At 60.6% G+C, this 11,499-nt stretch carries 12 protein-coding genes and 1 pseudogene; 12 read left to right on the top strand and 1 reads right to left on the bottom strand.

Annotated features, from left to right (window positions below):
- Positions 1 to 366 precede the first annotated feature (366 nt).
- The 12 genes from traI to trbI are packed head-to-tail and all read left to right on the top strand — an operon-like array spanning position 367 to position 10,698.
- The gene (traI, locus tag RMR21_RS25495; protein WP_320188011.1) at positions 367 to 1,002 is read left to right on the top strand and encodes an acyl-homoserine-lactone synthase; all 636 of its coding nucleotides are present in this window, start codon (positions 367 to 369) and stop codon (positions 1,000 to 1,002) included.
- The gene (gene trbB, locus RMR21_RS25490; RefSeq protein ID WP_320188010.1) at positions 999 to 1,970 is read left to right on the top strand and encodes a P-type conjugative transfer ATPase TrbB; all 972 of its coding nucleotides are present in this window, start codon (positions 999 to 1,001) and stop codon (positions 1,968 to 1,970) included. Before traI ends, trbB begins: the two co-directional genes overlap by 4 nt.
- Positions 1,960 to 2,364 carry a conjugal transfer pilin TrbC gene (trbC, locus tag RMR21_RS25485; RefSeq protein ID WP_320188009.1) on the top strand — a complete coding sequence of 135 codons (405 nt, stop codon included), beginning with the start codon at positions 1,960 to 1,962 and terminating at the stop codon, positions 2,362 to 2,364. The genes trbB and trbC overlap by 11 nt, the downstream gene beginning before the upstream one ends.
- Positions 2,357 to 2,656 carry a conjugal transfer protein TrbD gene (locus tag RMR21_RS25480; RefSeq protein ID WP_320188008.1) on the top strand — a complete coding sequence of 100 codons (300 nt, stop codon included), beginning with the start codon at positions 2,357 to 2,359 and terminating at the stop codon, positions 2,654 to 2,656. Before trbC ends, RMR21_RS25480 begins: the two co-directional genes overlap by 8 nt.
- 10 nt (positions 2,657 to 2,666) lie before the next feature.
- A complete protein-coding gene (locus tag RMR21_RS25475) occupies positions 2,667 to 5,135 on the top strand; it encodes a conjugal transfer protein TrbE (protein WP_320188007.1) in 2,469 nt (822 codons plus the stop codon).
- Between the two features lie 10 nt (positions 5,136 to 5,145).
- Positions 5,146 to 5,916, top strand: a complete 771-nt coding sequence (gene trbJ, locus RMR21_RS25470; RefSeq protein WP_320188020.1) for a P-type conjugative transfer protein TrbJ — start codon at positions 5,146 to 5,148, stop codon at positions 5,914 to 5,916.
- Positions 5,913 to 6,140 carry an entry exclusion protein TrbK gene (trbK, locus tag RMR21_RS25465; protein ID WP_320188006.1) on the top strand — a complete coding sequence of 76 codons (228 nt, stop codon included), beginning with the start codon at positions 5,913 to 5,915 and terminating at the stop codon, positions 6,138 to 6,140. The genes trbJ and trbK overlap by 4 nt, the downstream gene beginning before the upstream one ends.
- Positions 6,134 to 7,324: a P-type conjugative transfer protein TrbL gene (gene trbL / locus RMR21_RS25460; RefSeq protein WP_320188005.1), complete on the top strand. Its 1,191-nt coding sequence runs from the start codon at positions 6,134 to 6,136 to the stop codon at positions 7,322 to 7,324. The genes trbK and trbL overlap by 7 nt, the downstream gene beginning before the upstream one ends.
- Positions 7,325 to 7,341: 17 nt before the next feature.
- The gene (locus RMR21_RS25455) at positions 7,342 to 8,019 is read left to right on the top strand and encodes a conjugal transfer protein TrbF (protein ID WP_320188004.1); all 678 of its coding nucleotides are present in this window, start codon (positions 7,342 to 7,344) and stop codon (positions 8,017 to 8,019) included.
- Between the two features lie 17 nt (positions 8,020 to 8,036).
- Positions 8,037 to 8,888 carry a P-type conjugative transfer protein TrbG gene (trbG, locus tag RMR21_RS25450; RefSeq protein ID WP_320188003.1) on the top strand — a complete coding sequence of 284 codons (852 nt, stop codon included), beginning with the start codon at positions 8,037 to 8,039 and terminating at the stop codon, positions 8,886 to 8,888.
- Positions 8,888 to 9,364, top strand: a complete 477-nt coding sequence (gene trbH, locus RMR21_RS25445; protein ID WP_320188002.1) for a conjugal transfer protein TrbH — start codon at positions 8,888 to 8,890, stop codon at positions 9,362 to 9,364. The genes trbG and trbH overlap by 1 nt, the downstream gene beginning before the upstream one ends.
- A gap of 11 nt (positions 9,365 to 9,375) precedes the next feature.
- Positions 9,376 to 10,698, top strand: a complete 1,323-nt coding sequence (gene trbI, locus RMR21_RS25440; protein ID WP_320188001.1) for an IncP-type conjugal transfer protein TrbI — start codon at positions 9,376 to 9,378, stop codon at positions 10,696 to 10,698.
- 300 nt (positions 10,699 to 10,998) lie between these two features.
- On the opposite strand, the pseudogene RMR21_RS25435 reads toward trbI, so the two are convergent.
- A pseudogene (locus RMR21_RS25435) lies at positions 10,999 to 11,460 on the bottom strand (Tn3 family transposase); the annotation flags it as partial.
- Between the last annotated feature and the right edge of the window lie 39 nt (positions 11,461 to 11,499).

The raw sequence follows: 11,499 nt of genomic DNA, 5'->3' as shown, positions 1-11,499 counted from the left end.
GACTTCCTCTCGTACACACGGTAATTTTCGTAAACACACCTATTTACCGTGGATAGCACAACCGATTCCAGCACGGTTTGCAAGATATTTAAAGTTAATCAATAGTTAACGCGTTTTCGTTGTATCAGCGGCTTATCCCGATTCTTTGATTTGAATCTGTCACTTACATCTGTTTGCGCAAGTCGATCGCGTTAGGGCGAAATGCAGATTTGCACATGAATCTCCTCGTCGTAACTCACCACGCGCTGAAATTCTAAGAGGCGGGCCAGCGACTCGCTAGAATCACCTGAGGTGCAGATCTGCACATAGGCACACGTTGAAGGAGATGATCTCTGTCCGCATGACCTTGTTCAAGCGGAGATCATCATGCGGATATTGACCGTCGCGCCCGAGAAATACGAGCGCCATCGCGACTTCCTGAGACAGATGCACCGTCTTCGCGCGACGGTATTTGGCGGACGTCTCGCCTGGGACGTTTCCGTCACGGCGGGAGAAGAGCGCGACCAGTACGATGATTGCAGACCGACTTATGTTCTGGCAATTGCCGACGGTGGAACGGTCGCAGGTTGCGTTCGTCTCCTTCCAGCTTCTGGTCCCACAATGCTGGAACAGACCTTCCTCCAGCTTCTCGATGCAGGTTCGCTTCGCCCTCATCCTGGGATGGTCGAGAGTTCACGCTTCTGCGTCGATACCTCACTTATCTCGCAGAGGGAGGCGAGCCAACTGCATCTTGCGACGCTCACCATGTTTGCCGGGATCATCGAATGGTCGATGGCAAGCGGCTACAGCGAGATCGTCACGGCCACCGATCTCCGCTTCGAGCGCATCCTGAAGCGAGCGGGATGGCCGATGCAGCGTCTCGGTGAACCGGCCACAATTGGTAACACCATCGCTATCGCCGGAAGCCTGCCGGCCGACCGTAGCAGCTTTGAGCAGGTTTGCCCAAAGGGTTACCATTCGAACCCGAAGATCGATGGGTCATTGCTCAGGAGCGCTGCGTGACCCACCTCCGCTCCCATCCCCGCCTGGTCCGCAAACTACAGGACGCGCTTGGCGACCAACTGTGCACCGCCCTCGATGACGCAACCGTCGTCGAAATCATGCTCAATCCGGACGGACGCCTCTTCATCGAACGGCTGGGGCACGGCGTGGCACCGGCCGGCGCAATGAGCACCGCCGCAGCTGAGGTCGTCATCGGCAGCGTTGCGCATGCCCTGCAGTCGGAGGCCGACGACGAGCGGCCGATCATCTCTGGCGAACTTCCGATTGGTGGACACCGCTTCGAGGGGTTATTGCCACCGGTGGTATCCGGACCGGCATTCACGATCCGCCGTCGTGCCTCGCGTCTCATTCCACTGACAGAGTATGTGAAATCGAAGGTGATGACGCAAGCCCAGGCGTCCGCCATTCGAAGCGCGATCGACGCTCGGATGAACATCGTCATCTCGGGTGGCACGGGCTCGGGGAAGACCACACTCGCGAACGCCATCATCGCAGAAATCGTCACTGCGTCCCCGGACGATCGAATGGTCATCCTCGAAGACACCGCCGAAATCCAATGCTCGGCCGAGAACGCAGTGTCGCTGCACACCAGCGATGCCATTGACATGGCCCGCCTCCTCAAGAGCACGATGCGCTTGCGTCCCGACCGTATCATTGTCGGCGAGGTCCGCGACGGCGCGGCACTGACGCTGCTCAAGGCCTGGAACACCGGCCATCCCGGCGGCGTCACCACGATCCATTCCAATACGGCGATGTCAGCCTTGCGCCGGCTCGAGCAACTGACGGCGGAAGCCAGCCAGCAGCCGATGCAAGAGGTCATCGGAGAGGCCGTCGATCTCGTCGTCTCTATTGAGCGAACGGGGAAGGGGAGGCGGGTCCGTGAGGTCATCCACGTCGAAGGATACCGCAACGGCCGCTACCAGACCGAACATTATGCCCAGATCGATGAGGACAGCCATGTCGCATAAAACCTCCATTCTTCTCAGCGGCGCGACGCTTGTCGTCGTTTGCCTCAGCCTCACAGACTCCGCACTCGCTTCCTCGGGAGGCGGCGGTCTTCCGTGGGAATCGCCGCTGCAACAGATCCAGCAATCGATCACGGGGCCAGTCGCCGGGTTTATCGCGCTGGCTGCTGTCGCCATTGCCGGCGCCATGCTGATCTTCGGCGGCGAGCTGAATGATTTCGCGAGACGGCTTTGCTATGTCGCGCTGGTGGGCGGGGTACTCCTCGGTGCTACCCAGATCGTTGCTCTCTTCGGCGCCACCGGAGCCTCCATCGGCGAGGCTCATGCACAGGCCGAGCAAAACACTCCTGAACCGCCGATAACGGCGGCCACTGCGGGGGAGGGGGCTCATGGCTGAGGCCGGCTCATCTCTGGCACGCTCGCGTGTGCACAGGGCATTATCGCGTCCGAACCTGTTGATGGGTGCTGACCGCGAGCTCGTGCTGCTGACGGCGCTGGCCGCCATCATCCTGATCTTCGTCGTACTGACCTGGTACGCGGCACTGTTCGGCATCGCGTTCTGGCTGGTCGCGGTCGCGGCACTCCGCATGATGGCCAAATCCGATCCGCTAATGCGCCGAGTCTATCTCCGGCATATTTCCTACAAGAACTTTTACCGCGCGACGTCGTCGCCGTGGCGCAAGTTCTGAGGGATTGGAGATGGTCGCCCTCAAATCATTCCGCCATTCCGGACCGTCATTCGCCGATCTGGTGCCTTATGCCGGCCTCGTCGATAATGGGGTCATCCTGCTGAAAGACGGCTCCCTGATGGCGGGTTGGTATTTCGCGGGCCCCGATAGCGAGAGCTCGACCGATGCCGAGCGCAACGAGGTGTCGCGACAGATCAACGCCATCTTGTCGCGGCTGGGTTCCGGATGGATGATCCAGGTCGAGGCTATCAGGGTGCCAACCGGCGATTATCCGACTGAGGCCGAATCCCACTTTCCCGATGCGGTAACGCGCGCCATCGACGACGAGCGGCGAGCGCATTTTCAGAAGGAGAGGGGGCATTTCGAGAGCCGGCATGCGCTGATCCTGACCTGGCGACCGCCGGAGCCGCGACGCTCAGGCCTGACGCGGTATATCTATTCGGATGCGGCCAGCCGCTCGGCCAAATATGCAGACAAGGCAATCGAAAGCTTCCTGACCTCGATCCGCGAGGTCGAACAGTATCTCGCCAATGTCGTCTCGATCCGCCGGATGATGACACGGGAGACGCCGGAGCGCGGCGGCTATCGCGTCGCGCGCTACGACGAGCTGTTCCAGTTTATTCGCTTCTGCGTCACCGGCGAGAACCATCCGGTTCGCCTGCCGGACATCCCGATGTATCTCGACTGGCTGGCGACCGCCGAGCTGCAACATGGCCTGACTCCAATGGTCGAGAACCGCTTTCTTGGTGTGGTGGCGATCGACGGTCTGCCAGCCGAAAGCTGGCCAGGAATTCTCAACACGCTCGACCGCATGCCGCTCACCTATCGTTGGTCTTCCCGCTTCGTCTTCCTCGACGCCGAAGAAGCACGGGCAAGGCTCGAACGCACCCGCAAGAAGTGGCAGCAGAAGGTGCGGCCGTTCTTCGACCAGCTGTTCCAGACGCAGTCACGCTCGGTCGATCAGGACGCCATGATGATGGTGGCGGAAACCGAGGACGCCATTGGCGAAGCCTCCTCCCAGCTCGTCGCCTATGGTTATTACACGCCGGTCATCGTGATCTTTGAAGAAGGTCCGACCCGGCTCCAGGAAAAGTGCGAGGCGATCCGCCGCCTGATCCAGGCGGAAGGTTTTGGTGCCCGGATCGAAACGTTGAACGCCACGGATGCGTTTCTCGGTAGCCTGCCCGGGGTTTCTTACGCCAATATCCGCGAGCCGCTGATCAACACCCGCAATCTCGCCGATCTCATCCCGCTGAACTCCGTCTGGTCGGGCAGTCCGACCGCGCCTTGCCCGTTCTATCCGCCGGCCTCGCCCCCCTTGATGCAGGTGGCATCCGGCTCGACGCCGTTCCGGCTGAACCTGCATGTCGAGGATGTCGGACACACTCTGATCTTCGGGCCGACCGGTTCTGGCAAATCGACGCTGCTGGCGCTGATTGCGGCGCAGTTCCGGCGTTATGCCGATGCCCAGGTGTTCGCCTTCGACAAGGGCGGCTCGATGCTGCCGCTGACGCTGGGCCTCGATGGCGATCACTACCAGATCGGCGGCGATATCGGCTCTTCGGCAAATGGTGAGGTGAAGGCGCTCTCCTTCTGCCCGCTCGCAGAACTGTCGACCGACGGCGACCGCGCCTGGGCATCCGAGTGGATCGAGATGCTGGTGGCGCTGCAAGGTGTGACGATCACGCCGGACTATCGCAACGCCATCTCCAGGCAGTTGGCACTGATGGCGGAATCCCGCGGCCGCTCGCTATCGGACTTTGTCTCGGGCGTGCAAATGCGCGAGATCAAGGACGCGCTGCATCACTATACCGTCGACGGTCCGATGGGACAGCTGCTTGACGCCGAGCAGGACGGCCTAGCGCTTGGCGCGTTCCAGTGCTTCGAGGTTGAGGAGCTGATGAACATGGGCGAGCGCAATCTCGTCCCCGTTCTCACCTACCTGTTTCGCCGTATCGAGAAACGCCTGACCGGCGCACCCAGCCTGATCATCCTCGACGAGGCCTGGCTGATGCTTGGCCACCCGGTGTTTCGCGACAAGATCCGCGAATGGCTGAAGGTGCTGCGCAAGGCCAATTGCGCCGTAGTGCTCGCCACCCAGTCGATCTCGGATGCCGAGCGGTCCGGGATCATCGATGTGCTGAAGGAATCCTGCCCAACGAAAATCTGCCTGCCGAACGGGGCCGCACGCGAACCGGGCACGCGCGAGTTCTATGAGCGCATCGGCTTTAACGAGCGGCAGATTGAGATCGTCGCGACCGCCATTCCAAAGCGCGAATATTACGTCGTCTCACCGGAGGGCCGAAGGCTCTTCAACATGGCGCTCGGTCCGGTCGCACTCTCGTTTGTCGGGGCGACCGGCAAGGAAGACCTCAAGCGCATTCGCAGCCTGCATTCCGAACACGGGGCCGTATGGCCTCTCCATTGGCTCCAGCAAAGGGGGATCGCCCATGCCGAGACACTTTTCCCGACATCTTGAAACCGTACCTATGGTCGTCGTCGTTGCGAGCGCCCTTGCGATTGCTTTGCCAGCTCCGGCCTCGGCCGGTGGTGTGACGGGTCAGGCGACCGAATGGACGCAGATCGCCAACAATACCGAGCTGATCTCACTGGTCGGCAAGTCGGCCGAACAGGTCAACAACCAGATCACACAGATCTCGCAGCTTGCCGAGCAGATCCAGAACCAGATCAACATCTACAACAACATGCTGCAGAACACGGCGCAGTTGCCAAGCCACATCTGGGGCCAGGTCGAGAATGACCTCAAGAACCTGCAGAACGTCGTGGAGCAAGGGCAGGGCGTCGCCTTCTCGATGGGCAATATCGATGATGTGCTCAAGCAGCGTTTCCAGAGCTTTGCCGAGATGAAGAGCAACCTGCCTGATGCAGCAAGTTTCTCATCGACATACCAGAACTGGTCCGACACCAACCGCGATACGATCAGAGGCACACTGAAAGCCGCAAACCTGACGGCGGACCAGTTCTCGAGCGAGGAGAGCACGATGTCGTCGCTGCGGTCGATGTCAGAGACGGCCGACGGGCAGATGAAGGCGCTGCAGGTCGGACACCAGATCGCCGCCCAGCAGGTCGCACAAATGCAAAAGCTGCGGGGTCTGGTTTCCCAGCAGATGACGATGATGGGCACCTGGTTTCAGTCGGAGCAGGCGCAAAAGGATCTCGCCCAGGCGCGCCGGGAAAAATTCTTCAGCGGAAGCGAGCATGATATCCGTGGCGGGCAGACGATGGAGCCCCGCTGGTGAGCCCGCGCCTTGTCATCATCCTTGCTGTCGTGGGGACCATCGCGTCCGGTGTCGGCATCGCCAGGTGGATCGTCCAGCCGGGACCGACTCCCATGTCTGGACCGGAAGAAGCATCGCCAGAGGCTCCATCTGACGCCGACCGCCGGGCTCACCGGGAAAAGTTCTTTGGCGGCAACGCCGAGCGCGACATTCGCGGCGGCCAGGAGATGAAGCCAAGATGGTGATCGTTCATCCCTCCCGGTGCATCGAGCCCGCCCTTATCGCGATCGGCCTCGTCCTGGTCGCGAGCACGCCGGCCTTGGCGCAGCAAGGTCAAGTGCTGACGACCCTGGAAAACTCCGTCGTCGCGGCCGCTAAAGGCTGGGAGACGACGGTTATGAACGCGGCGCGGTCTTTGTTCTGGATCCTGGCGGGCATCGAGGTCGGCATCGCCGCTGTATGGCTGGCAATTAACGCCGCATCGCTCGACAGCTGGTTTGCCGAGTTGGTGAAGCGCATCATGTTTATCGGATTGTTCGCCTTCATCCTCGACCGGGGGCCGGCCTTCGCCAAGGCGGTCGTCGATAGTCTCTACCAGATTGGTGCTGGCGGCGGCTCGGCCTCGCCCGCCAACATTTTCGACGCCGGCATTCGTGTTGCGACCAAGATGTCGGAACAGGCGAAGTTCGGGCTTTGGGAAGATAACGCGCTGGCGATCGCCGCCGTCTTCGCCATGGTCGTGGTTGTCGTCTGCTTCTCGCTTGTCGCTGCCATCTTCGTCTCGGTGATGGTGGAAATGTATGTCGGGCTGCTCGCCGGCATGATCATGCTCGGATTGGGTGGTACGTCCTATACCAAGGACTTCGCCATCAAATATCTGGTCTATGCCTTCTCTGTCGGCATGAAGCTGATGGCGCTGGTGATGATCGCCAAGATCGGCTCCGACATCCTGCTGGGCCTGGCCGAGGCACCGACAGCAACATCAGAGCAGTTCATCACCACGCTGGCGATCGCCGGCATATCGGTCGTGGTCTTCGTCATCGCCATGTATGTGCCGCCAATCCTGCAAGGCGTGGTCCAGGGTGCCTCCGTAACCAGTGGCATGGAAGCCATCCGTCATGGCGGACAGGCCGCATCCTTTGCGGCGGGTGCCGGCTTTTTGGCGACGGCCGCAGCCAGCAGAGGTTTTCAGGCAGCAGGCGCGGCGAGGGCAGGGGGAGCATCCCTTGGCGGTGCCGCGATGCGCGGCATGGAGGCAGGCATCGGCGGTGCGGCAGGTGCCGTCGGTTCGGCCGCGAAGGAAAAAGCGGTCGGGTCACCCGGCGCCTATGCCGGATCCCTACTCGGGCTCGCCAATGCCAAACTCGACCAGCAGCCGGGTCGTACCGCATCGCCGCCTCCACCGCCGCCCCTTAACGAGACCAAATAACTGGAGGCCGATCCGCCATGACTGGGCCCAATCCGCTCGATAATCCCGATTTTGCCAATCCGTATATCGCCGCCCGCAACGAATGGAACGAGCGTTATGGCTCCTATGTCAGATCCGCCGCCGCTTGGCGCATCGTCGGCATCGCCGGCATGACCATGGCCGTGATCGGCTTTGGCTACGCACTGTACCAGAGCACGCAGGTCAAGCTCGTTCCCTATATCGTCGAGGTCGACAAGCTCGGCACGGCCGTCAATGCCGGCTTCCCCCAACAGATCGAATATGCCGATCCGCGCGTGGTGCGTGCGACCCTCGGCAGCTTCGTCTCCAACTTTCGGAGCGTCACGCCCGACGCGGTCGTGCAGAAGCAATATATCGACCGGACCTATGGTCTGCTGAGGACATCCGATCCGGCGACCGAGAAGGTCAATGCCTGGTTTCGCTCGAACTCGCCCTTCGAGAAAGCGAAGAACTCCACTGTCGCCATTGAGGTGAACAACATCGTCGCGTTGTCGAACCAGAGCTATCAGATGGACTGGACAGAATTCGAGCGCGACCGTCGCGGCAAGGAAACCGCAGTCCGCCGTTTCCGCGGGATCGCCACCGTGACACTGACGCCGCCACAGGACGAGGGGGGCATTCGCTTGAACCCCATCGGTCTTTATCTCCGCGACTTCGACTGGACAGCACAGCTTTGAAAGGCATGGCCCCGAACATGATCATCCCGCGCACAAGAACACGGGCCACGCTGACGGGCGTTCTCGCCTCGGCACTGTTGGCGTCTTCATTGGTTGCTCCTCTGCGTGCTTTTGCGGCAGACGGCGTCACCGCCAACGAAGCAAAGGGCATGGGGATCTCGACCCAGTGGCGCGGGTCGCGCGGCTTGGTGACCAAGGGCGCCGATGGAAAGGTGATCTTCCTCTACGGCGAGGTCCAGCCCTCTGTCGTCTGCTCGCCGCTACAGGTTTGCGATATCGAACTGCAAGGCGGCGAGGTGGTCCGCGACGTGCTGGTCGGCGACACCGTGCGTTGGAAGGTAGAGCCCGCGACTTCGGGTGCCGCTGGCGGGCAGGCCATCCATCTGATCGTCAAACCGTCGGAGCCGGGTCTTATGACGTCGATGGTCGTGACGACATCCAGGCGGACCTATCACATTCAGCTCAAGTCCCATCCGACGCAGTATATGGCGCGTGTCGGCTTCGAATATCCGGAGGATGTTTCGACAAAGCTCGCTGACATCAATGCGCGGCTCGAGGCGAGCACCATCCCTGGCGCTGGCGTTCCGGCCGAGCAGCTGAACTTTTCCTATTCGGTCTCGGGCAGCGCTGGTTGGCGACCAACACGGGTTTATTCCGATGGGCTCAAAACCTACATTCAGTTCCCCCGCTCGATTTCTGGTCAGGATGCACCCGTTCTGTTTGTCACCTCCGGCGGACAGAACCGGATCGTCAACTATCTTATGAAGGGCGACATGATGGTCGTCGATTACCATGTCGATCGCGCGGTGCTTGTGTCGGGGGTCGGTTGGAAACAGGAAAAGATCACCATCAAGCGGGGAGGGCGGTAATGAACATTCCTCTCTCCCATTCGCGCGCCTTGCAACGCCTCCGTAATTTTGCCGCAGCCTACGCCCTAGCCGCCCTTCTTTCCGGATGCCAGTCGACCGGAACAGAAGGGCTCGTTTCCAGCACTGCGCCACCGGAAATCTCCGGTCCCGCCGCCAGTGCAATCGCCGGCGACATGGTGAGCCGCCTTGCCGAACAAATCGGGCCGGGAAAAGCGACCGTTGCGCTCAAGACTGGTACCTCGCCGTTCGGACAGGCGGTGGAAGCAGCACTGAAGGGATGGGGCTATGCCGTCGTCACCGACCAGAAGACAGATACCGGCGCGACGGTCATCCCGCTCGCCTATGTGATCTTAGACGTCGATGGTCAGGTGCTGGCCCGTCTATCGACAAATAGCGTCGAGCTCGGCCGCGCTTATTCCGTCACGGCAAGTGGCGCGACGCCAGCGAGTGCCTTGTCGCTCATGCGGCGCGGGTGAGGGAGGAACATATGGTGCAATCTCTCAATCTCGGCGGCGCCCCAAACAGCCAGGCCCCATCCACTATCCGGCGGATCAACCGCCTGCCGATCATCGTTATTGTCGTCTTGGCCGTCACGTTTCTTGGCGTCATCTTTTATGGGCTTGCCTCGCGCGGACTGTACTTCGGCAAGGACACCGGCCCGGAGACCAGTTCGGGCAACCCGGCCTCAACCTTTGCCGACCAGATCAAACGCGGCGTCACCGACGGAATTATCGGCGAGCCACAGCAGCAGACCATCTTCCAGCCGACGCCCGTCGAGACGAAACAAGGCGACGAAAAAGCCAGCAATCCCTTCACGCCACAGCCAGGGCAACGCGAGGTGCAGCAGCGCGGTCAGGACCTCGAAGCGGAAGCGGTCTGGCGGGCTCGTCTTCAGCGAGAACAACAGGAACAGCTTCTGCGTGAGCAGCAGCGCCAGCGGATGGCCCGCCTGCAGGCGAACAACGCTGCCTATGATGCGCCGCTTGCCATCAATCGCGGCAAATTGGATGGGCGTGCTGAAACGCATGATGCGACCGCGGACACGGCTGCAAGAGCCGCAACGACGTCGACAAACACTGTAAGTGGTCCTGATCTCTACGCGGCCGCGTTGCGCGCCGGGCTCGGTGGTCAAAACGTTGATCCCAATGCCCAAGGCGCCAAGGAGGACTTCTTCAACGCGGACTTGAAAGAGCTTGGCTACTTGCCGAACCGTGTCGTGCCCCAACAATCGCCCTTCGAGCTCAAGCGCGGCTCTGTCATTCCGGCAACTCTGATCACAGGCATCAATTCAGATCTGCCGGGGCGGATCACCGCCCAGGTGAGCCAGAGCGTTTACGACAGCGCGACAGGCCATCGTCTGCTCATTCCGCAAGGAACGAAGCTGTTCGGCCGTTACGATAGCAAAGTGTCATTCGGACAGAAGCGCGTGCTCGTTGTCTGGACCGACATCATTTTCCCGAACGGCTCGACTTTGCAGATCGGCGGCATGTCGGGGACAGATGCGCAAGGGTACGGCGGTTTCAGCGACAAGGTGAACAACCATTATTTGAAAACATTCGGCTCGGCGGTGCTGGTCGCCCTGATCGGGACAGGTATCGATATGGCCGTTCCGGAAAGTTCGACGCTCGCGACCCAGGACACGGCCTCGGATGCGACGCGGCGGAATTTCGCTGAAACATTCGGTCGTGTCGCAGACCGGACCATCCAGCGTAACATGGACGTTCAGCCGACGCTCGAAATTCGTCCCGGCTACAAGTTCAATGTGCTGGTCGATCAGGACATTGTGTTCCCGGGCAATTACCGAAATTAACCGCTGGCGGGGTGGACCTTGCCGCGGCCAATGGCGCGTCTAAGCGGCAGTGCTGTTAGTCAGTTAGTCAGTATCATCGACGGATACGCAGCACCCGTCGTATCTTATCAAATCGTGACAAGAGCATGGTGGATCTCCTCCAGCCGCGTGCTGGCTCGAGGAAGACGACATCGTTTTTGAAACTGCACCGGTACCATATAACGATCGGAGGTAGCCAAGTCATGGTCCGAAGCTAGGGAGGACGCCTCCATTTCCCGGAAGCCGTACAAGAACCGCGTGGTCCAAAACTCGGCTCCTCCGTCAAATTCCGCGTGTATCGTTCAAGGGTCTGTCAATTTCGTTCCAGAGATAGTCGCCGGTCAGGGCGATGTGAGCCCATGGCAGCGGTGCGACCTGGGAAAGTAGCTCATCGGGAATGACGATGCCTTGGCCTTGGACATAATCCACTGCCCGGCTGAGATAGACTGTATTCCATGGGACGATGGCGTTGATGACTAGGTTGAGGCCGGACGCCCGGTTAGCCATGGTTTCAGCGACCCGGTTGCGCAGTTCGCCGAGTTGGTAAAGGAAGATGGCGCGTGCGAGGGCATGGCGGCTTTCTCCCTTATTAAGGATGGCGTGGGACCAGCGTCGAACTTTGGTATAGAGCAGTCAGTCGCAGATAAAAGTCGAGCGCTCGATCCACCCCATCTCGCGCAGTGCCAGATTGAGCCGGTTTTGTTTGGGGGATGCCGCCAGCTTCTTCAGGATGACGGATGACGGATGACGGCACCAAAGATCACGACTGGTTTGTCGGTGACC

Source organism: Agrobacterium sp. rho-8.1 (genome assembly GCF_033957725.1).
Taxonomy (GTDB): domain Bacteria; phylum Pseudomonadota; class Alphaproteobacteria; order Rhizobiales; family Rhizobiaceae; genus Agrobacterium.
The sequence above is the reverse complement of the archived record's forward strand: the minus strand, read 5'-3'. Positions and strand labels throughout refer to the sequence as shown.